The sequence below is a fragment of the Brevibacterium ihuae genome, from assembly GCF_900184225.1.
Lineage (GTDB): Bacteria > Actinomycetota > Actinomycetes > Actinomycetales > Brevibacteriaceae > Brevibacterium > Brevibacterium ihuae.
Genome location: NZ_FXWZ01000003.1, coordinates 1,177,806 through 1,200,875, shown reverse-complemented (window position 1 = coordinate 1,200,875; position 23,070 = coordinate 1,177,806). Strand labels below are relative to the sequence as shown.

Here is a 23,070-nt window from a genome sequence, read left to right as displayed (position 1 = left end):
CTGGGACGCTGCTGGACGTGCCTCCCAGCCCGATTGGGCACAATGGGCCCATGAGTGAGATCAACACCACCCCCGCCGGCGACCCCGACTTCGACGGCACCGCCGTGGACGGGCCCGGACTCGACGACGCGAGGTCCGACGAGGTCGTCGGATCCGCCGAGGTCGAGGAGTTCGAGTTCGACTCCGCCGAGTCCGAGGACGGCACCCTCGACCTCCGTGCCGTCGACATGTCGCTCACGGCCGCCGACGCCGCGGCCCTCGGACTCACCGCGGTGCTCTCCCTCATGCGACCCGACGACGTCGCACCCGGCCCCGGCCGTGTCGCCTATCGGCTGGCCTACGGAGCGCTGTCCGGCGCGACGCTGTGGCTGTCGAGCCCGGTGGAGGAGAGCGTGGAGCTCGATGCCTACGCCGCTCGCAACGTCACCACCGGCATCGCCTTGGGCGGCGGCGTGCTGAGCGCGGCCCTCTTCGACGCTCGGATCGGCGCGAACTGGTGGGCCGATGACCTGCTCGCCCGCCTCGGCATCCGGCACCCCCGCGTCGCCGTGGCCGGAATCACCGTCGCCGCGACCGCCGTGATGACTGCGCTCGAACGGAAGCTCAACGCCCGCACCGCCGGGTTCGGCTTCGCCGGCGGACCCGACGAGGAGATCGAGGTCGAGCTCACTCCCTCGCAGCGCGCGGTGCTCGAACTCCTCGTCGTCGGAGAGTCCGCGAACGCCCGGAGCCTGCGCGATCAGCTCGCCGCCGCCCGCTTCTTCATGAGCGGGGACCACAACTACTACCGGGTCGAGGTGCCGCACGACGGCCCGCGGATCCTCCCCCATTCGCACCTCCATCCCGTGCGCGGCCGCTTCGCCGACGCGGACGGGATCCCGACGCTCGTCTCCCTGCGGATCGAGGACGGCTTCCTCGACGCCGTCGAGGTCGAGCCCGACTGGATCGGGATGAGCGAGGACATCGACGACTGGGAGCCCTACGCGACGGCGGACAGCTGGCCCAAGCCGGCCGCGATCGAGATCGTCCGCGACGAGCGCTGAGGCCGCGCCCGGACCTCTCGTCGACCGCCGCGCGTCAGCGCGCGTCGTAGGCGGCTGCCGTCCACAGGTGCATGAGCGCCCGCGCCCGGTGCGGTCGCCACGGCTCGGCGAGCGCCTGCGCGGTGCGAGCGCTCACCGTCGACTCCTCGCCGGTGCGAGCGGCGAGCGCCTTGCGGAGCACGAGATCGCCCGGCACGTAGGCATCGGCGTCCGCGGTGCACCGGAACAGCAGGTAGTCGACGGTCCAGGGACCGATCCCGGGGACCGCGAGGAGCTGCGCGCGGAGCGGCGCCGAACGCTCGCCCGCACCATCGGTACCCTCGTCGCCGGCGCCCGCGTCGCCGCAGGTCCCCGCGAAGACCTCGGCGGCACCGACGATCGCCCGCGCACGCATGCCGGGGACGCGCAGGATCCCGGCGAGCTCCCCGGGGTCGAGCGCGGAGACCGCGCGCGGCTCCGGGAAGCGCACGCCCTCGGGTGAGAGCGCGGCGTGGAAGCGGGCGTCGAGCGTCCGGGCCGCCGCGAGGGAGACCTGCTGTCCAAGGATCGCGAACACCGCGGTCTCGAACGGGTCGAACGCCCCGGGCACCCGCAGCCCCGGCCGTGCGCGCACGAGCGGCCCGACGAGCGGATCGTCCCCGAGCGCCGCACGCACCTCCGCGGGATCCTGGTCGAGGTCGAGGAACCGGCGCACCCGCTCGAGCGCTTCCGGGTGGCCGGCAGGATCGCCGCCGAGCCGCACGACGACCTCCCCGCCATCCGGCTCGGGCAGATCGATCTCGAGCGGCGTCGGACCGTGAGCGGTCCGCAGATTCCGGGAGTACGTGCGCCCGGCGAGAGCATCCACGCCCTGCACCGCGTGGGCCCGGAGGAAGCCCGCGAACGCCGCGCTGTCGAAGGGCGGGGTGAACGCCAGCCGGTGGTGGACGACCTCGGGCTCCCGGATCATCCCGATGCCGACTCCTCGGACTTCCGGAAGTAGTAGAGGTTCGCGACGACGAGGGCGGCGGCGTCCTCGGTGCGCCCCTCGGCGATCGCCTCGACGAGGTCCACGGTCTCCTCGGCGCTCCGGAGATTCACCGCCGGCGGCTTCTCCCCGAGCTCGCTCACCCGGCTCTGATCGCGCAGCCGGAGCCCGATGTCGGCCGCGCGCGGACCGAGGCCCGCCCGCAGCAGCTCCCCGTGGAACCGCCGGTCGACGCCGAGGAACCGGGGCGCGTCGGCGGCCTGCGCCGCCGCGAGCACCTCCGCGGCGAGCGTCCGCAGGTGCTCGAGGGTCGCGGGATCGCACGCGGCGCACAGCCGCTCGGCCGCCGGCACGGCGAGCAGCGAGCGGAGCAGGATGATCTCCTCGAGATCGGCCTCGGTCACCGGAACCAGGCGATAGCCGCGGTTCGGCACCGCCTCGACGGTGCCCTCGGCGACGAGGGACATCATCGCCTCGCGCACGGGACTGAGCGACATCCCGAGCTGCTTGGCGAGCCCGGCTGCGGAGTAGACGGTGTGCTCGGCGAGCTCCCCGGTGGTGATCGCCGTGCGAATCGCGTCGAGCGCGTGCTCGCGGAAGGAGCGTCCGCGCTCCACCCTGCGGTCTGCGCCCTCGTCGTTCCCGCCCATGCACTCCCTTTCCGGCTCGCGGATTACGCCGCCGACCCTTGACATCGCTGTGATATCCATCACTATACTCTCAGCATTCGGTAATCGATTACCGATCACCCGACATGGAGGCGCCATGACGTCCGACCCCCTGCTCGAACCCTTCACCCTCGGCTCGCTGCAGCTGCGCAACCGTATCGTGTCGACCTCCCACGAGCCGGCCTACACCGAGGACGGCATGCCCAAGGACCGGTATCGCGTCTACCACGTAGAGAAGGCCCGCGGCGGGGTGGGACTGACGATGATCGGCGGCTCCGCCTGCGTGTCCAAGGATTCCCCGGCCTCCTTCGGCAACATCGACCTGTCCGACGACGCGGTGGTGCCGTGGCTCGACAAGCTCGCCTCCGACTGCCATGCCGCGGGCGCCGCGGTGATGATCCAGGTGACGCACCTCGGCGCGCGCACCTCGAACTACTCCGGCGACTGGCTGCCGCTCATCGCCCCGAGCCGGTACCGCGAGACCCAGCACCGGGCCTTCGCGAAGGAGGCCGAGGACTTCGACATCGAGCGGATCGTCGCCGACTACGCCGCCGCGGCCCGCCGCGTCGCCGCCGCCGGGCTCGACGGCCTCGAGCTCCAGCACTACGGGCACCTCATGGATGCCTTCGTCTCCCCCTGGATCAATGCGCGCGACGACGAGTACAACGGCAGCCTGGAGAACCGCCTCCGCTTCCCGCTCATGGTCATCGATGCGGTGCGCGCCGCCGTGCCGAGGGACTTCGTCGTCGGCATCAGGATGAGCGTCGACGAGTGCCGTGAGGACGGGGTGACCGAGGACGAGGCGGTGGAGATCCTGCGGATCTACGCCGAGCACGGCATCGACTTCCTCTCGCTCATCAGGGGCCGGGTCGACTCCGACCGGATCCTCGCGTCCACGATCCCGGGGATGGGAACGCCCTCGGCCCCGGCGCTCGAGGTGTGCCGACGGATCCGCACGCAGATCCCCATCCCGGTCATGCACGCCACCCGGATCGCCGACGTCCCCACCGCCCGGCACGCGATCGCCGACGGCTGCGTCGACCTCGTCGGCATGACCCGGGCCCACCTCGCCGACCCGCACCTCGTGCGGAAGATCGAGGCGGGGCAGGAGGACGACATCCGGCCGTGCGTGGGCGCGAACCTCTGCCTCGACAGCATCTACGTGTCCGGCGCCGCCCACTGCGTCCACAATCCTGCGACCGGACGCGAGCTCACGCTCCCGCAGGAGGTACCCTCTGCCGAGGTCGCCCGACCCCGGCACGTCGTCGTCGTGGGCGCCGGTCCCGGCGGGCTCGAGGCCGCCCGGGTGTGCGCGGTGCGCGGGCATCGCGTCACCGTGCTCGAGGCGAGCGGCGAGTACGGCGGGCAGGTGCGGATCGCCGCCCGCTCCCCGCGCCGCCGCGACCTCATCGGGATCGTCGACTGGCGGTACCAGCAGGCGCGCAAGCACGGAGTCGAGTTCGCGTTCAACACCTTCGCCGACGAGGAGGCGATCGCTGCCCTCGACCCGGACACGGTGATCGTGGCGACCGGCGGCGTACCGGACGCCGCCGTCACCGCGGGCGGCCGGTTCGTCCACGACGTGTGGGACGTCATGACCGATCAGGTGCCCAAGCGGGGGACGGTCCTCGTGTTCGACGACCACGGCCTCAACCCGGCGCTCGATGCCGTCGAGCGCCTCGCCGAGGCGGGAGCGCAGGTCGTGTACGCATCCCCGGAGCGGATGATCGGGATCGACGTCGGCTCGATGAACTCGCCGGCGTACCTCGAGGTGTTCGGACGGTGCGGGGTCGAGGTGCGCCTCGCCGAACGGCTCGTCGACGTCGAACGGGCGGACGGCCGGCTGCGGGCGACCCTGCGCAACGAGTACTCGGACACCGACGCGGTGCTCGCTGTGGACGCCGTCGTCGTCGACCACGGGACGGTGCCCAATGACGAGCTCTACACGGCGCTCAAGCCCGGGTCGCGCAACGGCGGCGCGGTGGAGCAGGCGGCGCTCATCGGTCCGCTGCGCGCCCGGACGCGCGGCTACGCGGCCACCGGCGACGGGCCCGGCTACGACCTGTTCCGGATCGGCGATGCGGTGACGAGCCGCAATGTCCACGCCGCGATCCTCGACGCGCTGCGCCTGGGTCTGCTCGTCTGAGGAGCACCCGCCCCGGCGGGCCCGCGCCCACTCCTCGACGACCGGTCGGCCGTACTCGCAACAGGCCGGTCGGCGGTATTCGTCGTCGGTGGGAGGCGGTCAGCGCTGCGGGCCGTCGGCGGGGCCGCGCCCCGGGCGGTACGCTTCGCCCGCTCTCTCCCCGGCCCCGTCGCCGGATTCCGGAGCATCGGGGCCCGGCGCAGCGGCTCCCCCGGCCGAGGCGGGGCCGGCTCCGCGCACCTCGGCACCGGACTCTGCATCCGACGGTGCGGGCGCCCCGATGACGAGCTCCGCTCCGACGACGCCCTCGAGGACGCGCGGATCGATCGGCTCCCCGGAGGCGAAGACCGACAGCCCGCCGGTCGCTTCGAGGATCACGCACTGGACCGCGTCGGGATTCGGCACTCCGCGCGCCCGCAGAGCGGCCATGATGTCGCTCCGGGTGACATGGGACCGTCGCAGGTGGTCCTCGACCACCCTGCCGTGGGCCATGACGACGACTCCGGACGATTCGAGGAGACGGCGCATCCCCCGCCAGCTCCGGAGCGCGCCGAACACCGCTTCCGCGACCATGAGGGTGAGCAGGCCGATGATGCCGGCGGCGAGCGTCGGCGGGTGGCCGAGGATGACGCGGCCGGCGACGGCGCCGAACATGATCGTCACGACGACGTCGAAGCTCGAGGTCACCGCGAGCACACGGGCGCCGAAGATCTTGACGAAGAGCAGGAACGCGAGATAGATCGCGATCGCGGAGAAGACCACGACCGGGATCCGCCACAGCTCGATCCCGAGTGCGTCGACGAGTGCGTCCCTGCCCGGCATGGTCCCGAGCCTAGCGCTCGGTCACCGTCGCGCCGCACTCACCCCGACACCGGCTCGTCGCACGGCCGTCCTGCCGGGCGCGATCCGGTCTCAGCGCGCGTCGACCGGCGCGGCGTCGGGTGCCTGCGTCCGGCCGGCACCGGCTCGGCGCCGATCGATGTTCTGGCAGATGAGCGCGAACAGCGCTCCGGAGACGTTGTGCCACACGGAGAACACCGCGCCCGGCAGAGCGGCGAGCGGGTTCATATACTGCGCCGCCAGTCCGGCTGCCAGGCCGGAGTTCTGCATCCCGACCTCGATGGCGACGGTCCGACGCGAGGGCAGCGGGAGGCGGAACAGGGCCGCAGCTCCGTATCCGAGGGCCATGCCGATGGCGTTGTGGAGGATCACGGCGGCGAGGACGAGGAGTCCGGCCTCGATGATCCGGTCGGCGCTGCCGGACACGACGATCGCCACGATCGTCGCGATCGTGAGCACGGAGAGCCACGGCAGGATCGGGAGCAGGCGGGTGACGAGGTTCGTCAGCAGCAGCCGGACGACGACGCCGAGGATCACCGGGACGAGCACGATCTGGACGATGGTGAGGGCCATCGGACCCGCGGCCACCGGCAGGTACTGTCCGGCCAGCCACAGGGTGAGGATCGGGGTGAGGAGGGGGGCGAGCAGCGTGGACACCGAGGTCATCGTCACCGACAGCGCGACGTCGCCGCGGGCGAGGTAGGCCACGACGTTCGAGGCCGTGCCGCCGGGCGCGCAGCCGACGAGGATGACGCCGGCGGCGATCTCCGGCGGGAGGCCGAGGATGAAGACGACGAGGAGGGCGACGAGCGGCATGATGACGAACTGCGCGATGACGCCGAGCAGCACCGGCAGCGGTCGCTTGGCGACCATCCCGAAGTCGACCGGGCGCAGCGTGAGGCCCATGGTGAACATCACGATCCCGAGCAGCGGATTCACCGCCGGCGCCGCCTGGGACACGGTGTCCGCGGCGAAGTAGCCGACGACGCCGCCGAGGATGATGAGGAGCGGGAAGACGGTGACGGCGATGTAGCCGCTGCGCGCTTCCCGGGCCGAGGTGGCCGCGGCCCGCGATTCATCCGCAGGGGTGGTGGTGTCCGGCATCGGTCGCTCCTTGGTCGGGGTGATCGGGTGGTCGTGGACCCGAGCGATTCTACGACATGCTCAGGGATCGAGATAGTCGTCTCACATTCTGTCGAAAGCGTGCGGCCGCCTCGGGACCGCGCCCGGGCGGATGCGCAGATGACACCGCGCGTCACCGGATGACCGCGGACGACGGTTCCGGTCGGTCGGTGACGCGGGAGCGGCTCCCGCGCACCCGGTCCGGGCAGAGTGGAGGATGCCGCGCCGGATCCCGAACCTCCAGGAGTGAGACCCGATGACCACCGATTTCGATCCCCGCGACCACGGCCTCGACCCGCGCACGACGCTCGCCCGCGTCTCGGAGGGCGGCGAGTGCAGGCGCACCTCCCCCGGCCACCTCGTCCACTTCATCCAGGCCCGGCTGCTGAATACGAAGCCCGAGCGGTGGCAGGATGCCGTCGTGGTCGAGGCGGATCCGAACGGCGCCGTGCACGGCCGCCTCCTCGACGGGGACGCGCCGTGGTGGGGCGTCCATCACCGGTCCCTCGCCGAGGACCTGCCCCCGGGCTCCCCGGTGCAGGTGGCGCTCGGCAGCTCGGCGCTCTTCCTCGGCCCGGGCCGGGTCCGCTCGGTCCGGTTCTCCACGGACGGGCCGCCGGCACCCCTGGAGCCGTGCCGGGGCCTGCGCCCGATCGTCACCCGGGACGCCGACGGCACCGAGCGGGTGGTCGGCTACACCGCCGATGGATCCGCGGACTGACCTGCGGCCGGCGGCCCGTGTCGCGAGCCTTCCCGCCGACCCGGTCCGGGATCTGCGAGCGCGTCGGTCGTCCCGCGGGCGGCATCGACCCCCTCGGCTCGGTCGGCCGCCGCGCTGATGGCGGCGAGGAGCGCGACCTCGGTCCCGGCCAGTCCCCGGGACAGGTAGATCCGCCGGCCGCCGGCCGGAGGCGTCACGCGACCGGCGGCCACCGCCCCGAGGGGCACGATCGCCCGGGCGCCCTCGGGAGGGAGCAGCGGATCGATCTCGCTCAGGTGCTGCGCGGGAGAGTCCGCGGTGACGAAGGCATCGGCAAGGAGCTCCGAGGGGATCTCGGCGCGGCCGCCCGCGGCGACGCCGAGGGTGTGGACGAGGACGTCGGGCGCCAGGTCGCCGGCGGCGAGGACCGGGGACTCTGCGCTCGTCGCGAGGACGACGACCGTCGCGTCGCGCACCGCCTTGCCGGTCGAGGCGACGGCGCGCGCGGGCAGGCCGAGGGAATCGCGGGCGTGCGCGGCCAGGCGCTCCCGCCGCGCAGGCCGCGGTGAGTGGATGCGCACCTCGGCGATGTCGAGGACGCCGCCGAGCGCCCACAGCTGGTTGCGCGCCTGCACACCCGATCCGATGACCGCGACCGCGTGCGGTCCGGGTCCGGCGAGGAGCGAGGCGGCCGCCCCGCCCAGCGCCCCGGTACGGCGCGGTCCGATGAGGTTCCCCACGGCGATCGTCTCGACCTCGCCCGTCGCCGCGCTGTGGGCGACGACGACCTGCTCCGCCCGCGGGAGGCCGCGGGTGTCGTAGGAGCGGTAGCCGTAGTGGGTCGGGGTGGCCCCGGCGGTGAGGGTCAGCTGGGATCCCCCGAGGTCCGCGGACATGCGCGGCGGGGCGGCGAGCGCATCGCGCCCGTGGTCGGCGAGTGCGGCGAGCATGGTCCCGACGGCGAGCTCCGGGGTGAGCAGCGCCCGGACGTCGTCGTCGGCGAGGAGGCGGGCGAGCATGGTCCGAGGGTACCGCGGCCGGCGCCGGCGGACTCGGCGTGCGGCCTATCATGGCGGTGACGAAAGGCGGTCCCGGTGGCGTTCTCCCTCGTGCAGCTCGCGCACTTCACCGAAGCGGCACGCGCCGGCAGCATGACCGTCGCCGCACGGCGCCTCCATGTCTCCCAGCCGGCGCTCTCGTCCTCGATCAAGCAGCTCGAGCGCGAGCTCGGCACCGATCTCCTCGAACGGATGCCGCGCCGCGGAGTCCGCCTGACCCGGTCGGGCAGGCGGTTCTTCGAGGACGCGGTGCTCCTCCTCGCGCAGGCGCGGGCGATGGAGGAGTCGATCGCGCGCACCGCCGGCCCGCTCGGCGGACGTCTGAGGATCGGCATGTACCAGCCGATGGCCCCCTTCCGCGCCCCGCAGCTGCTCCAGGCGTTCACCCAGCAGCACCCCGAGGTGGCGGTCGAGCTCATCGAGGCCGACCAGGAGGAGCTCACGCGGCTCGTCCACGACCGCCAGGTCGATGTCGCGGTGTCGTCCTCGATGGTCCCCTTCACCGGGCTCCACACCGAGCTCCTCGAGGAGATCCGGCCGCACGCGATCGTCCCGGCCACCCATCACCTCGCCGCGCGGAGCGGCCCCGTCCCGCTCTCCGAGCTCGTCAGGGATCCGCTCATCCTCCTCGACCTGCCGCACACCGGCGCGTACTACCTCGGGCTCTTCCGCTCCGCCGGCCTCACCCCGGGCGTCCGCTTCCGGCTCAACGGCTACGAGACCGTCCGGGGGCTCGTCGCGCGGGGCTTCGGCTTCGCGCTGCTGAATCAGCGGGTGCCGAACGACCGCACCTACGGCGGGGAGGCGCTCCGCACCATCGAGCTCGCCGGGGACCTCGCTCCGCTGCCGGTCCATATCGTGTGCCACCCGGAGGAGGTCGGCAATCGGACCGCCGAGGCCTTCATGGATCTGTGCCGGAGACTCATCACGCCGCGCTGAGCCCGGAGCGCGCCGCACCGGCCCACGGAATCTTTCGATGGTTTCCCATCACCACAATTTATTCTGAAAACTGAAGAGTTAGATGACGGCACCGCATCGGGCCGCCGGTCGATCTCCCGTTCCCCGTGGTCAGGCCGGTAATCCGAGCATCGGCGGCCCGAGTGTCCGCACCGCCGACGCCATACCGCCGTCAACTCCGCGAAACACCGCGGTAACAGCTCCGGCCGGCGGTCCGCGCGGGGAGCTCACCCACCCATTTACTTCGCTTATCCGTATGGCTAACGTCACGTGGCATGACTCACACCACTTCACCGGCTGCCGCCGGCACGACGGGCATCACGCCCATGCAGCGACGCGTCCTCCTCGGGGGCAGCGTCGGGCAGTTCATCGAGTTCTACGACTTCGCGCTCTACGGCATCTCGGCCGTCGTGCTGTCCCAGATCTTCTTCCCCGGCGACAACCAGGCGACTGCACTCCTCGCACTCTTCGCGACGTACGGCGTCGCCTTCTTCATCCGCCCCGTCGGCGGCCTGTTCTTCGGCGCCCTCGGGGACCGGATCGGACGGCGGAACGTCCTCGTCGCGACCCTGCTGACCATCGGCGCGGCGACCACCGCGATCGGCCTGCTCCCCGGGTACGACTCGATCGGCATCTTGGCAACCGTGCTCCTCGTGCTCCTGCGCCTGCTCCAGGGCTTCTCCGCCGGCGGCGAATCGGTCGGCGCCCCGTCCTTCGTGTTCGAGCACGCCCCCGTGAACCGACGCGGGATGTTCGTCAACGTCACGCTCGCCGCCACCGCACTGCCCTCGGTCTTCGCCGCCACGCTCTTCCTCGTGCTCTCCGCGTCGATGAGCGATGAATCCTTCGTCGCCTGGGGCTGGCGCATCCTGTTCCTCCTGGCGCTGCCGCTCGCCTTCATCGGTCTCATCATCCGCGCCAAGACGGAGGAGTCGCCGGTGTTCAAGGAGATCGTCGAGGAGAAGTCCGCCGTGGCCGAGCAGTCGACGCCGGTGCGCGACGCGTTCCGCAACAACTGGGTGAAGATGATCCAGGTCGTCATCATCATGGGCCTCACCGCGATGGGCTTCTACTTCCTCTCCGGCTACTTCGTGTCCTACGTCGAGACGGTCGGCGGCCTGAGCCGCAACCAGTCGCTCCTCCTCAACGGGCTCGCGATGCTCGCGTACACCATCCTCCTGCCCGTGTTCGGCGCGGTGTCGGACAAGGTCGGCCGCAAGCCGATGATGATCGCGGGCACGCTCGCGCTCGCGGTGCTCGCGGTCCCCGCATTCATGCTCGTCACCAGCGGCTCCATGGGACTCGCCCTCGTCGGCCAGCTGATCTTCGTCGTCGCGATCACCATCTACGGCGGCGGGTGCTACACCTTCTTCGTCGAGGTGTTCGAGCCCAAGACCCGGTTCACCTCGGCGGCCTTCAGCTACAACGTCGGCTACGCCGTGCTCGGCGGCACCGCCCCGTTCGTCGGGACCGCTCTCGTCGATGCGACGGACGTCGCGTTCTCGCCCGCCTTCTACGTCATCGGCATCGCCCTCCTCGTCCTCCTGTTCCTCATCTTCGGCCGCGTTCCGGAGACGCGCGGGTTCCATGCCCACGACCACGACGAGACGACCGGCGCCGCGCACGCCTGACGCCGAACCCCTGACCGCCCCGCGGCTCCGTCACCCGGGGCCGACCACCCAGCAGAGGAGACCTGCATCCGTGTCCGCACCGAACATCACCGAGACCTTCCTCGAGAACTTCCACCACGTCGCGACGATCGGCGCCACCGATCGGGGAGGAGTGCACCGACCGGCCGCCACCGAGGAGGACCGACGCACCCGTGACTGGTTCCGCGCCTTCGCCGCCGAGCGCGGATGGGAGGTCTCCGTCGACGGGATCGGCAACCTCTTCGCCCGCGTGCGACTCGTCGAGGGCGCCGAGGAGCACACCCCGTTCATCCTCACCGGCTCCCACCTCGACTCGCAGCCGCGCGGCGGACGCTTCGACGGGGCCTACGGGGTCATCGCCTCCCTCCATGCCGCAGCCGAGGTCGAGCAGCGGATCGCTGCCGGCGAGCTCGTCGCTGAGTACGATCTCGTCGTCGTCGACTGGTTCGACGAGGAGGGCGGCCGCTTCGCCCCGTCCATCATGGGCAGCTCCGTGTACGCCGGCCTCATGGACCGGGAGGAGATGCTCGACGTCGCCGACCTCGACGGGGTGACGGTGCGGGAGGCGCTCGAATCGATCGGGTACCTGGGCTCCGATCCGGCGCCGTCGCTCGACGCGCTCGCCGGCTACGCCGAGATCCACATCGAGCAGGGGCGCATCCTCGAGCGCGAGGGGCTCCCGCTCGGCGCGGTCGACTCGTCCTGGTACACGCAGAAGCTCGACATCGAGGTCCTCGGCGAGCAGTCGCACACCGGCGCGACGGCCATGGCCGACCGGCGCGACGCACTCGTCGGCGCCTCGCACGTCGTGCTGATGTTCCAGGAGATCTGCCGCGAGTTCCCGGAGGAGACGCTCGTGTCGTCTGTCGGGCAGGTGACGGTCGAGCCGAACTCACCGATCGTCGTCAACTCCCGCGTCCACCTCGTCGCGGACCTGCGGGCCGACGATCCGCAGATCGTCAAGGACGCCCGCGAGCGCCTGCTCGAGCGCTTCGCCGAGCTCGGCGAGCGGCTGGGGCTGGAGATCGTCTCGCGCGACTTCGACGTGCGTCCCAATCTCTACTTCCCCGTCGAGGGGGTCGAGCTCGTGGAGAAGACCGCAGCCGACCTCGGGATGGGCATCCGGCGGATCCGGACGATGGCCGGGCACGACTCGATCCCGCTCAACACCGTCGCCCCGACCGTGATGATGTTCATCCCGTCGGTGGACGGCGTCTCCCACTGCGAGCGCGAGTTCACCACGGACGAGGACATGGTCTCCGGACTCACCGCCCTCGTCGCCGTCCTCGGACGGATGCTCGGCGGCGAGCTCAGCGGAGTCGGGTTCCCCGGGTCCGCCTCCGACTGAGACGGGCGCCGGCGGGAAGCGGTCTCAGTCCGGCCGGCCCTGCGTCACGAGCCACTGCTCGTGGAGGTCGCGCCGACGCTCGTATTCGCGCCGGTTGCGCACGCGCGGGTCGTTCCGACCGTTGCCCGTCGCCGGCCCGAACACGTGGAGCAGCATGTACTCCAGGCGTGAGGTGAATCGGTACCAGCGCGAGAAGCTGTCGGCTCCGCTCGGCTTGTCCACGAAGGCTCCCATCGTTCGGTGAGGGCGGGCGGCGCCGATGCGGTCGGCGTTCCCCGGGAGCCATCCACTCTACCGGTACGTCGGGGCCCGGCGACGCGCACTGCGTCACCGGGCCCCGACGTACCGGAGGTTCGGCTCAGCGGCCGAACATCTTCGCGAGGAAGCCCTGCTTCTCGCTCTTCGGGTCGTTCTCGTGACCGGGGCAGCGGTCCGCCCGGGGCACGCCCTTCATCACCTGGTCGACGTGCTGGCCGCAGCCGGCCCAGGTCGTCTTTCCGCACTTCTTGCAGGTCACTGCTCGGCACATGGTTCGGGTCCTCTCATCAGTGGTGCTGGTGTGGGTGGTGGGTCAGGACAGGGAGAGGAAGAGCTTCTCGAGCTCGTCCTTGGTGAGTCCGTCCTCGGTCTCGGCCGCGCCTTCCGGATCGACGATGCAGTACTGCATGGCCGAGGACACGACCATGAAGCCGGCCCGGTCGACTGCGGTGGACACCGCGGCGAGCTGGGTGACGACATCGCGGCACGAGCCCTGCGACTCGACGGCGCGGATCACCGCGTCGAGCTGTCCTCGCGCCCGCTTGAGGCGGTGGAGGATCTTGCGCTGGGTGTCGGGATCGGCGGTGCGCATGGCGGTCTCGCTTTCTCGTGGGGTGGTGCGGCGACCCTGTCGGGCCCCGCACCGGCGGCGGGTGTCAAGCCTGCTGAGCGGCGACGGAACGGTGGATCTCGTCCATGTCGAGACCCTTGACCTTCTCGATGAGCTCCGCGAGCGCGGGAGCCGGCAGCGCACCCGCCTGGGAGAAGACGAGCACGCCTTCGCGGAACGCCATGAGCGTGGGGATCGAGGTGATCTGCGCAGCCGCGGCGAGTGCCTGTTCGGCCTCGGTGTCGACCTTCGCGAAGACGATCTCGGGATGCTCGGCGGAGGCGGCCTCGAACACCGGTGCGAACATCCGGCACGGTCCGCACCAGCTCGCCCAGAAGTCGACGAGCACGATGTCCTGGTCGGCGATCGTCCGGGCGAAGGTGTCGCCGGTGAGGGTGATGGTGGTCATGTCTGTGGTCCCTTCGGGATCGATGGTTCTCGGGTGTGGAGTTCGGGTCGGTCCGCCCGGCGTCCCCGCAGCGGCACCGGACACCGGTCGCCGAGCAGCAGGCAGATCCCGGCGAGCACCGCCGCGAGGGCGGCTGCCGCGAGGACCGCGAGGTCGTACGGGCCGGGGAGCTCCTGCCACAGGACGATGACGCCCATGACGAGGACGAAGACTCCGAAGCCCTTCCGCAGAGCGGCCTCCGGCACCTTCGAGGAGAGCGTCGCACCGATGACGCTGCCGATGATCGCGGCCGCGGTGACACCGAGGACGAGTCCCCAGTCGAGCGACACCGAGGTGAGGTACCCCGCGAGCCCGGCGAAGGACTTGAGGGCGATGACGAGGAGCGACGTCCCCACGGCCGCGGCCATCGGCAGTCCGGCGAGCAGGGCGAGGGCGGGAACGACGAGGAAGCCTCCTCCGGCACCGACGAGGCCGGTGACGAAGCCGACGATCAGCCCGTCGACGACGATGCGCACGACGGGCAGTTCGCGCGAGTGCGCGCTCGGCTCGCCTGCCGCGGCCTGCTTCCTCCGCCCCCGGAGCATGGCCCCGGCGGTGGCGAGCATCATGAGCGCGAAGGCGATCATGAGGATGGTCCCGGGGATGATTCCGCCGAGCAGGCCGCCGCCGAAGGCGCCGGCCATTCCGGCCGCGCCGAAGATCAGACCCGTTCGCCAGCGGACATTGCCCTGCCGGGCGTGGGCGATGACGCTCACCGCCGAGGTCGTGCCGACGACGAACAGCGAAGCCGCGATCGCCTCTTTGGCGTCGAGTCCCGCGACGTAGGAGAGCAGCGGAACCGTGAGGATCGACCCTCCGCCGCCGAGCAGGCCGAGCGAGACCCCGATCGCCACTGCGGCGACGAGGATTCCGATCATGGTGAGGTCCACTGCACCTCCTCCTTCTTCAGTACGGGTGGTGACGGTCGCCCGGGCCGGAGCCCGGGCGACCGGGGTTCAGAGGGCCTGCGGCGCCGCGGGGATCGCACGGATCGAGTTCTCGAGCGTCGGATCGACCGCGGTGCGGTTCCACGGCATCTTCGACAGCGCCGAGGCCATCGCGCACGAGTCGCTCGCCGCCGAGTACGCGAGGCCGGCACCGATCGCGCCGGCGAGGAATCCGAACTTCGGTGAGACGAAGCGGCTGCCGAGCACACCGAGCAGCACGAGCGACCCTGCGGTCATCCGGACCTGGCGATCCATCGCCCAGCGGCGCGCCCCGTGGACGACGTCCCCGCCGGCGGCCTCGAACTCGGCGATGCCGCCGGTGAGCACGGTCGCCTCGGCGAGTCCGACGTCATGGAGCCGTCCGCACGCCTGCTGCGCCCGGTTCCCGGACTGGCAGATGAGGACCACGTGGCCCTCGAGCCGTTCGGCGAGCTCCCGCGTGTGCTCCGACAGGAGCGGCAGCGGCACGTTGTACGAGCCACGGATGTGGACTGAGTCGAACTCCCCGGGCGTGCGGACGTCGATGATCGTCAGCTGCTCGTCGTCGACGAGGCGCTGCCGGAGCTCCTCGGCGTCGATCGCGGTGATGCGGGTGGGGGCGGTCGTCGGTGCGGCGGTCATCGAGCGGCCTCCGCGGACTCGGCCTGCCACGCCGACCATCCGGCGTAGCTGCCCTCGAGCTCGACGATGTCGTAGCCCTCGCGACGCAGCGCGCTCGCGGCCACGGAGTTCCGGACCCCCGACTGGCAGTAGGTGACGATGGGGCCGTCCTGCGGCAGCTCCTCGAGGTTCCACAGGACGCGGCCGGCGCTGAGCTGGGACGAACCCGGGATGTGGCCGTCGGCGTGCTCGGTCTTGTTCCGGACGTCGAGGACGAGGGCGGCATCGAAGGACCCGAGCTCGGACGGGGCGATCATCGCCGGCACGGTCGACGGCAGCCCGTCGATGTCGGGGGTGAAGCCGATGACGGTGTCGATGCCCACGCGCAGCAGGTGATCGCGGAAGTCCTCGGCGGTCTCCTCGTCCGGGGCGAGCAGGATGAGCCCGCGCGATTCGCGCTCCGGATCGTAGGCCCAGCCGCCGTAGGTCGCGGCCTTGGCCGGACCCGGGATGTTGAGCGACCCGGCGACCGTGCCTGCGTGCACCTCGGTGTTGGGACGGGTGTCGACGAAGATCGCCTCGTCCGCGGCGAGCGCCTTCTCGACCTCGTCGCGGGTCATCCGCCGCAGCTCGGGGAGCTCACCGTGGATCCGCGGACCGTCGCGGTTCTCCCGCTTCATCCGCCCGAAGTACGCGTGGGCGTCGGGCTGCCCGTCGAGGAGCTCGTCGACGAAGCCCTGTTCGTCGTCGTCGCGCAGGTACGGGGCCCACCAGGCGAAGTTCCGCTCGTAGCCGACCGTGGTCGACGGGAGCGCGCCGAGCGCCTTGCCGCACGCGCTGCCGGCGCCGTGCGCCGGGAACACCTGGACATGGTCGGGGAGTTCGAGGAACACCGTCTTGAGGCTCGCGAAGAGCTGCTTCGCCCCGCCGAACCGGGTGTCGACGCCGCCGGCGGCCTCATCGAGGAGGTCGGGACGGCCGAGGTCCCCGGCGAACACGAAGTCACCGGAGAGCATGTACCCCGGTTCGTCGGCGAAGGCGCCGTCGGTCACGAGGAACACGAGGTGCTCCGGGGTGTGGCCCGGGGTGTGGCGCGCCCGGATGGTGATGTTCCCGATGGTGATGGTGTCGCCGTCGTGCAGGCGGGTGGCGTCGAATCCGTACTGCCAGTCCGCGTCGCCGTCACCGGAGACGTAGAGCTCGGCGCCGGTCGCGGCGGCGAGCTCGCGGGAGCCGGAGAGGTAGTCGGCGTGGATGTGGGTCTCGGTGACCGCGGTGATGGTCATGCCATGGTGAGCGGCGAGCTCGAGGTACTCGGCGATGTCGCGGCGGGCGTCGACCACGACGGCCTCGCCCTTCGCCTGGCAGCCGATGAAGTAGCTCGCCTGCGCGAGGTCCTCGTCGTAGATGCGTTCGAGAAGCATGTCGTCTCCTGGGTCGGGTGGGTGATGGATCCAGTGTCGCACATACCCCCAGGGGTATGCAAGAACCGCGAGAACTCCGGGCGCGGGCGCCGGATCCGTCCCACGCGGCCCGGGCGCTCACCGCGATCCGTCCACCCGCCCGCCGACCTCGAGCCAGAGGAGCGCCACGTGCACCGCGAGCCGCGATTCGGCGTCCTCGAGCGAGACCCCGAGCGCCGACTCGATCCGGGCGATCCGCGCATAGAGGGCCGGTCGGCTCAGGTGCGACCGGCGGGCCGCCGCCGCCTTGTTGCCTCCACTCTCGAGGAGGACACGGAGGAACCCGATGACTTCCGGCCCCTCGGCGGCGATGAGCCCGCCGAGCTCCGCGCCGGCGAAGGCGCGCATCCGCGGATCCTCCCGGAGCGCCGACAGCACCCCGCGCAGGCGCACGTCCGCGAAACGGTAGAACGGCCGGCGGCGGACCTCCATCGTCGCGACGACCTCGACGATCCGGACGCCCTCCTCGAGCCCGGGGGCCGCACCGCTGAGCGAGTCCGCGGCCGGTCCCACCCCGACGATCCACGGCACCGGCCGCTCCTCGTCAGCGCCTTCGCCTCCGCCGTCGAGGAGCCGACCCGCCCGCTCGAGGAGGTCGCCCAGCCGCCCGTCGACGTCGTCGGCGGAGCCGAGGCCGAGCAGCACGGCGAACGATCCCGAGCGCAGGCCCCCGGCGAGCGCGGGCAGCCGCAGCGTGCGCGCTGCGGCGCTCATCGCGTCGAGGGCAGCGCGCTCCCGCAGCTGGAGCCCGGTCGGGTCCTCACCGGGCACCGGTTCGAGCTGGACGACGAACGGCAGGTACACCGGCGCGCTGCGCATGCCGAGCGCCTCGGCCCGGGCGAGCGCCGGCCGGGGGTCGGTGAGCGCGCCGTCCATGAGCTCCTGGATGAAGCCCGTGCGTGCCTGCTGGAGCAGATCGCGCCGGTCCTGCGCGGCCATCCGCGCAAGCGTCACCGCTTGGCCGGCGCGCTCGAGCACGTGCGCGGCCGACTCCGTCCCGCACCCCGCGTCGGGCACCACGAGGCGGCCCCAGCGCCGCCCGCTCACCCCCACGGGGGTCTGCAGCCGCACCGGCTGCAGACCCCCGACGACCCTCCCCGCCCGCACGGGCGGTCCATTCGGCGAGCAGGGCGTCGACGCTCCCTCCCGCCGCATTGAATGCGAGGACGCGGTGCGCGGCATCCTCCAGGACGACCGCGGTCCCGAGGAGTTCTGCGGTGGTGTCGACGATGCGCTGCTCGTCGGCACCCTCGAGGCTCAGCCCGGTGAACACCTCGTGGACCAGGCGCGCGCTCTCGAGCCGCGCGATCTGCTCACCGATGAGGAGGCGGTGTGCGGCCTGGGTGACGCGCACGAAGCGGGCGCGCCGGTGGAGCACGACGACCGGCAGCGTGCGGCCGACCGCTGCGGAGCCGACGCGGCGGCGCGCCTCGGCGTCGAACGCGCCGTCGGAGCCGACGAGCTCGACGATGACCCCGGCGACCCCGGCCCTCTCGAGGTCGTCGAAGAAGCTGCGCGCCTGGTCGTGGGAGTGCCGGAAGACCGATCCGGTGGTGAGGACGAGCTCCCCGCCCTCGAGCAGCGCTCCGGTGTTCTCGGTGTCGACGATGTGCACCCATCGCACCGGGGCATCGAGGCGGTCGGTGCCGCTGAGCACCTCGGGCGCACCGGCGGCGAGGTCCGGCAGCTCGAGCAGGCGCGCCACGGTGAGCGGGGAGGCGGCGGAGGTGCTGGTGTCGGCGCAGAATTCGCTCATAGGGTGACTGTACAGAGTGTCATGTACCGCACGCTTCATCTGACACTGTGCTCGTTGACGCCCGGAGCGCCGCGGGACAGCCTGAGTGTGAGGGCCGTCACCGACGGCCGCAGGCCTGATCCCGACCCCGAAAGGGCGCGCACGATGACGACGCTCACCCACTGGATCGACGGCGCCCCCGCGCCGATCGCCGACGACGCCCGCCGCGCCGATCTCCACAACCCCGCCACCGGCGAGCGCACCGGCGAGGTCGTCCTCGCCTCGCGGTCCGAGACCGAGGCGGCGATCGCCTCGGCGGCCGCGGCGTTCCCCGCCTGGCGAGACACCTCGCTGTCGAAGCGGGTCTCCGTGCTCTTCGCGTTCCGCGAGCTGCTCAATGCGCGCAAGGAGGAGCTCGCCGCGATCATCACCGCCGAGCAGGGCAAGGTGCTCGCCGACGCGCTCGGCGAGATCAGCCGCGGCCAGGAGGTCGTCGAGTTCGCGTGCGGCATGCCGCACCTCCTCAAGGGCGGCCACACCGAGAACGCCTCCTCCGGGGTCGACGTGCACTCGCTGCGCCAGCCCGTCGGGGTGTCCGCGATCATCTCGCCCTTCAACTTCCCGGCGATGGTGCCGATGTGGTTCTTCCCCATCGCGATCGCCGCCGGCAACACCGTCGTGCTCAAGCCCTCGGAGAAGGACCCGTCGGCCGCCAACTGGATCGCCGCGCTGTGGAAGGAGGCCGGTCTGCCCGACGGCGTCTTCACCGTGGTCCACGGCGACAAGGAGGCCGTCGACACGCTCCTCACCGACGAGCGGGTCGCCTCGGTGTCGTTCGTCGGCTCCACCCCGATCGCCCGCTACGTGTACGAGACGGCCACCGCCTCCGGCAAGCGGGTGCAGGCCCTCGGCGGCGCGAAGAACCACATGCTCGTCCTCCCCGACGCGGATCTCGACCTCGCCGCCGACGCCGCGGTGAACGCGGGATACGGCGCGGCCGGTGAGCGCTGCATGGCGATCTCCGCCGTCGTCGCGGTCGAGTCGATCGCCGATGCGCTCGTCGGGAAGATCGCGGAGCGCACGCGCACGCTGCGGACCGGCGACGGCACCCGCGGCACGGACATGGGCCCGCTCATCACCGCCGCCCACCGCGACAAGGTCGCCGGCTACATCGATGCCGGGGTCGAAGCGGGAGCGCGCCTCGTCGTCGACGGACGGAAGCCCGAGGTCGACGCCGACGGCGAGGGATTCTTCGTCGCCCCGACGCTGTTCGACGACGTCACCCCGGAGATGTCGATCTACACCGACGAGATCTTCGGTCCGGTGCTCTCCGTCGTGCGCGTCGCCGGCTACGACGAGGGCATCGAGCTCATCAACGCCAACCCCTACGGCAACGGCACCGCGATCTTCACCAACGACGGCGGGGCCGCCCGCCGGTTCGAGAACGAGGTCCAGGTCGGCATGATCGGCGTCAACGTGCCGATCCCGGTGCCGATGGCCTACTACTCGTTCGGCGGCTGGAAGAACTCGCTGTTCGGCGACACCCACGCCCACGGCACCGAGGGCGTCCACTTCTTCACCCGCGGGAAGGTCGTCACCAAGCGCTGGCTCGACCCGAGCCACGGCGGCATCAACCTCGGCTTCCCGACCAACGCCTGACCGGCACCCGACCCCGGAAGGACTTCTCATGACCACGACGGTCGAATCGGTCACCCGGACCGACAGCCCCATCACCGAGGCCGACATCGCAGCCGGCCGCCGCGCCCACGAGCTCGACCGGGCGCACGTGTTCCACTCCTGGCAGGCCCAGGGGCCGTTCTCCCCCATGACCGTCCTCCGCGCCGAGGGCTCGCGGGTGTGGGACGGCGAGGGACGCGAGCTGCTCGACTTCTCCTCCCAGCTCGTCAACACGAACATCGGGCACCAGCACCCGGCGGTCGTCGCGGCGATCCAGGAGCAGGCGGGGAAGCTCTGCACGATCGCCCCGCAGCACGTCAACGACGCCCGGTCCGAGGCCGCCCGCCTCATCACCGAGCTTACCCCCGACGGCCTCGACCACGTGTTCTTCACCAACGGCGGCGCGGATGCGAACGAGCACGCGATCCGCATGGCCCGGCTCCACACCGGCCGCCAGAAGGTGCTCTCGGCGTACCGCAGCTACCACGGCGGGACCCAGCTCGCGGTCAACGTCACCGGGGACCCGCGGCGCTTCCCCAACGACTACTTCGCTGAGGGCGTCGTCCACTTCATGCCCGCGTACCCGTACCGGAGCTACTTCGGCTCGGAGACCGAGGAGCAGGAGACCGAGCGGGCGCTGCGCCACCTCGAGGACCTCATCGTCCTCGAGGGGCCGGACCGGATCGCGGCGCTCGTGCTCGAGACGGTGCCGGGCACCGCGGGGATCTACGCTCCCCCGCCCGGGTACCTCGTCGGCGTGCGCGAGCTCACGCGGAAGTACGGGATCGTCTACATCGCCGATGAGGTCATGGCCGGCTTCGGACGGACCGGCGCCTGGTTCGCCGTCGACCACTGGGACGTCGCACCGGACCTCATCACCTTCGCCAAGGGGGTGAATTCGGGTTACGTGCCGCTCGGCGGAGTGGCGATCTCCCGGCCGATCTACGAGACCTTCGTCGATCGCACCTATCCGGGCGGCCTCACCTACTCCGGCCATCCCCTCGCCTGCGCGGCCGCGGTCGCGACGATCACCGCCATGCGTGAGGAGGGAATGATCGAGAACGCCGCCCGGCTGGGTGACGAGGTCATCGGACCGCGCCTGCGCGAGATCGCCGAGCGCCACCCGTCCGTGGGCGACGTGCGGGGACTCGGCTGCTTCTGGGCGGTCGAGCTCGTCAAGGACCGCACGACCCGGGAGCCGCTGGCGCCCTACGGCGGCAGCTCACCGGCGATGGCGGAGCTGACGAAGGCGCTCGTCGACGGCGGGGTCCTGCCGTTCGCGAACTTCAACCGGATCCACATCGTGCCGCCGCTCAACACCCGTGACGAGGACATCATCCGAGGCCTCGACGTGCTCGACGAGGCGCTCTCCCTCGCCGACGCGCACGTGGGGTGAGGGACAGAGCTGATCCGGCGGGGTGGGGCGACGATCCGCCTCACCCCGTCGGCGGTTCCCACAGCTGCACCTGCCGGATCTGTCGGACGAGCGCCCGTTCCGGAGTGAGACGGAGCACCAGATCCCGGGCGCTGCTCACGAACCTGCCGCGCACATGGCCCATAGCGCCCACGAGGCGCGAGGCCCGCGCGATCGCCTGCGAGCGCGGCAGCCGGAGCGCGTCGTACCGGGAGATCGCCTCCGCGAGCGCCGCGGGATCGGGGGAGGCGTGCTGCGCGAACGGCCGCAGCAGCAGCGTGAGCACGGCGGCGTCCTCCATCGCCTGCCCACCGCCCTGTCCCAGGTTCGGTGTCATGGCGTGCGCGGCGTCGCCGAGCAGCACCGTCCGGCCGCGGACGTAGGACGGGAGCGGACCGGCGAGCTCGTTGATCGGCAACCGGTGGACGCGGTCCGCGGGCGTCGCCTCGAGCAGCGCGGGGATGGGTGCGTGCCAGTGCCCGAACGTCGCGCGGACTGCCGCCATCTCGTCCTCGATCCGCACGTCCTGTGCCATCGTCGCCACCGCGAACCAGTACACGCGCCCGTCGGACAGGGGTGCCAGGCCGAAGCGCTGCCTGATGCCCCAGGTCTCCCCGGCCTCGCCGTACAGGTCCACCGGCCGGTCGGTGATGCCCCGCCACGCGGAGTAGCCGGCGTACCGGATGCCGGGGTCGCCCGGCCAGGAGCGCCGGACCGTACTCCGCAGCCCGTCGGCGGCGACGACGAGGTCGAAGGAGTCGTCCGATGTCCCGGACGGCCCGGCCTCGGCGTCCTGTCCGGGGGCCGGAGCACGGTCTGCCTCGGGCTCCCTGCCCGGGTCCACAACCACGGTCCCGTCGAGATCCGCCCGGACAATGCGGCATCCCGAGCGCACCGTGCCGGGGGCGATGTGGTCGAGGAGGAGATCGTGGAGCACCGCCCGGTCGATGACCCGGAGCTCCGCGACGGCCTCGATGGGGATGCGCGCGAGCCAGGCGCCGTCGGGCCGGCGATGCCCTCCGCGCAGCTCCCGCACCTCGGCCGAGGTGGCCTGCCGGAAAGCGTCCCCGGCACCGATGACGTCGAGGGCGCGGAGTCCATTGGCGAACACGGACAGACCCGACCCGCCGGCGCGGAGCACCGGGGCCTGCTCGAACACCGTCACCTGCGCTCCCGCACGCTGCAGCCCGATCGCCGCGCACAGCCCACCGATCCCTGCTCCCACGATCCCGATCCGCATGTGCGCCTCCTGCTCCCTCAATACCGGCCGTCGACTGCGACCGGCGATGCTCCTGCCAGTCTGACCCGACTCGCACCTCGGCGGTAGGGGACGATCAGGTCGCGGTGGGTCCCCGGGTCATGGACCCCGGCCTCCCCCGCCCGGAACCCGGGCACGCTTATTCCCAGCGAGTACAGAGGT

22 protein-coding genes and 1 pseudogene are annotated in these 23,070 nt (G+C 71.8%); 8 read left to right on the top strand and 15 right to left on the bottom strand.

The annotated features are described in order from the left end of the window. Positions 1-50: 50 nt before the first annotated feature. A complete protein-coding gene (locus tag C1A17_RS10685) occupies positions 51-1,043 on the top strand; it encodes a hypothetical protein (protein WP_101652951.1) in 993 nt (330 codons plus the stop codon). Between the two features lie 34 nt (positions 1,044-1,077). Here C1A17_RS10685 and C1A17_RS10680 read toward each other — a convergent pair whose 3' ends face one another. Beyond that, positions 1,078-1,992 carry a DNA-3-methyladenine glycosylase family protein gene (locus C1A17_RS10680; protein ID WP_101652950.1) on the bottom strand — a complete coding sequence of 305 codons (915 nt, stop codon included), beginning with the start codon at positions 1,990-1,992 and terminating at the stop codon, positions 1,078-1,080. Further along, positions 1,989-2,660, bottom strand: coding sequence for a GntR family transcriptional regulator (locus C1A17_RS10675; protein WP_245873697.1), 672 nt, complete (start codon positions 2,658-2,660; stop codon positions 1,989-1,991). Before C1A17_RS10675 ends, C1A17_RS10680 begins: the two co-directional genes overlap by 4 nt. Positions 2,661-2,775: 115 nt before the next feature. Between C1A17_RS10675 and C1A17_RS10670 the strand changes: the two genes are divergently transcribed. Then, positions 2,776-4,824 carry an NADH:flavin oxidoreductase gene (locus C1A17_RS10670; RefSeq protein ID WP_101652948.1) on the top strand — a complete coding sequence of 683 codons (2,049 nt, stop codon included), beginning with the start codon at positions 2,776-2,778 and terminating at the stop codon, positions 4,822-4,824. A gap of 99 nt (positions 4,825-4,923) precedes the next feature. Here C1A17_RS10670 and C1A17_RS10665 read toward each other — a convergent pair whose 3' ends face one another. Then, positions 4,924-5,646, bottom strand: coding sequence for a DUF421 domain-containing protein (locus C1A17_RS10665; protein ID WP_101652947.1), 723 nt, complete (start codon positions 5,644-5,646; stop codon positions 4,924-4,926). A 90-nt stretch (positions 5,647-5,736) separates the two neighbouring features. Further along, entirely contained in the window at positions 5,737-6,768 is a 1,032-nt protein-coding gene (locus C1A17_RS10660; RefSeq protein ID WP_101652946.1) for a bile acid:sodium symporter family protein, read from the bottom strand. 274 nt (positions 6,769-7,042) lie between these two features. Between C1A17_RS10660 and C1A17_RS10655 the strand changes: the two genes are divergently transcribed. Beyond that, positions 7,043-7,507 carry a hypothetical protein gene (locus tag C1A17_RS10655; protein ID WP_101652945.1) on the top strand — a complete coding sequence of 155 codons (465 nt, stop codon included), beginning with the start codon at positions 7,043-7,045 and terminating at the stop codon, positions 7,505-7,507. On the opposite strand, the gene C1A17_RS10650 is transcribed toward C1A17_RS10655, so the two are convergent. Further along, positions 7,480-8,505: an ornithine cyclodeaminase gene (locus C1A17_RS10650; RefSeq protein ID WP_101652944.1), complete on the bottom strand. Its 1,026-nt coding sequence runs from the start codon at positions 8,503-8,505 to the stop codon at positions 7,480-7,482. The two genes, C1A17_RS10655 and C1A17_RS10650, sit on opposite strands and share 28 nt — an antisense overlap. 75 nt (positions 8,506-8,580) lie before the next feature. On the opposite strand from C1A17_RS10650, the gene C1A17_RS10645 reads away from it, so the two are divergent. From C1A17_RS10645 to C1A17_RS10635, 3 genes are all read left to right on the top strand, one after another. Continuing rightward, entirely contained in the window at positions 8,581-9,483 is a 903-nt protein-coding gene (locus tag C1A17_RS10645) for a LysR substrate-binding domain-containing protein (protein ID WP_101652943.1), read from the top strand. A 293-nt stretch (positions 9,484-9,776) separates the two neighbouring features. Further along, a complete protein-coding gene (locus tag C1A17_RS10640; RefSeq protein WP_245873696.1) occupies positions 9,777-11,132 on the top strand; it encodes an MFS transporter in 1,356 nt (451 codons plus the stop codon). Between the two features lie 70 nt (positions 11,133-11,202). Beyond that, positions 11,203-12,498, top strand: coding sequence for a M20 family metallo-hydrolase (locus C1A17_RS10635; protein ID WP_245873695.1), 1,296 nt, complete (start codon positions 11,203-11,205; stop codon positions 12,496-12,498). 24 nt (positions 12,499-12,522) lie between these two features. Here C1A17_RS10635 and C1A17_RS10630 read toward each other — a convergent pair whose 3' ends face one another. The 9 genes and pseudogenes from C1A17_RS10630 to C1A17_RS14600 all read right to left on the bottom strand — a co-directional run. Then, positions 12,523-12,720, bottom strand: a complete 198-nt coding sequence (locus C1A17_RS10630) for a hypothetical protein (RefSeq protein ID WP_101653657.1) — start codon at positions 12,718-12,720, stop codon at positions 12,523-12,525. Between the two features lie 136 nt (positions 12,721-12,856). Continuing rightward, positions 12,857-13,027, bottom strand: coding sequence for a hypothetical protein (locus C1A17_RS10625; protein WP_101652940.1), 171 nt, complete (start codon positions 13,025-13,027; stop codon positions 12,857-12,859). A 42-nt stretch (positions 13,028-13,069) separates the two neighbouring features. After that, positions 13,070-13,348, bottom strand: coding sequence for a metal-sensitive transcriptional regulator (locus C1A17_RS10620; RefSeq protein ID WP_101652939.1), 279 nt, complete (start codon positions 13,346-13,348; stop codon positions 13,070-13,072). A 64-nt stretch (positions 13,349-13,412) separates the two neighbouring features. Beyond that, on the bottom strand, positions 13,413-13,775 hold the full coding sequence (trxA, locus tag C1A17_RS10615; RefSeq protein ID WP_101652938.1) for a thioredoxin: 363 nt from the start codon (positions 13,773-13,775) through the stop codon (positions 13,413-13,415). Further along, entirely contained in the window at positions 13,772-14,704 is a 933-nt protein-coding gene (locus C1A17_RS10610) for a sulfite exporter TauE/SafE family protein (RefSeq protein WP_101652937.1), read from the bottom strand. Before C1A17_RS10610 ends, trxA begins: the two co-directional genes overlap by 4 nt. A gap of 66 nt (positions 14,705-14,770) precedes the next feature. Continuing rightward, entirely contained in the window at positions 14,771-15,382 is a 612-nt protein-coding gene (locus C1A17_RS10605) for a rhodanese-like domain-containing protein (protein WP_101652936.1), read from the bottom strand. Further along, positions 15,379-16,785, bottom strand: coding sequence for an MBL fold metallo-hydrolase (locus tag C1A17_RS10600; RefSeq protein WP_101652935.1), 1,407 nt, complete (start codon positions 16,783-16,785; stop codon positions 15,379-15,381). Before C1A17_RS10600 ends, C1A17_RS10605 begins: the two co-directional genes overlap by 4 nt. Before the next feature lie 117 nt (positions 16,786-16,902). Next, positions 16,903-17,931 carry a PucR family transcriptional regulator gene (locus C1A17_RS14605; RefSeq protein WP_245873694.1) on the bottom strand — a complete coding sequence of 343 codons (1,029 nt, stop codon included), beginning with the start codon at positions 17,929-17,931 and terminating at the stop codon, positions 16,903-16,905. Between the two features lie 274 nt (positions 17,932-18,205). Then, positions 18,206-18,580: pseudogene (locus C1A17_RS14600) on the bottom strand (PucR family transcriptional regulator ligand-binding domain-containing protein); the annotation flags it as partial. A gap of 144 nt (positions 18,581-18,724) precedes the next feature. Here C1A17_RS14600 and C1A17_RS10590 point away from each other — a divergent pair. After that, entirely contained in the window at positions 18,725-20,218 is a 1,494-nt protein-coding gene (locus C1A17_RS10590) for a CoA-acylating methylmalonate-semialdehyde dehydrogenase (RefSeq protein WP_101652934.1), read from the top strand. Between the two features lie 28 nt (positions 20,219-20,246). After that, positions 20,247-21,632, top strand: a complete 1,386-nt coding sequence (locus C1A17_RS10585) for an aspartate aminotransferase family protein (RefSeq protein ID WP_101652933.1) — start codon at positions 20,247-20,249, stop codon at positions 21,630-21,632. Positions 21,633-21,672: 40 nt separating this feature from the next. Here C1A17_RS10585 and C1A17_RS10580 read toward each other — a convergent pair whose 3' ends face one another. Then, positions 21,673-22,890, bottom strand: coding sequence for an FAD-dependent monooxygenase (locus tag C1A17_RS10580; protein WP_101652932.1), 1,218 nt, complete (start codon positions 22,888-22,890; stop codon positions 21,673-21,675). Between the last annotated feature and the right edge of the window lie 180 nt (positions 22,891-23,070).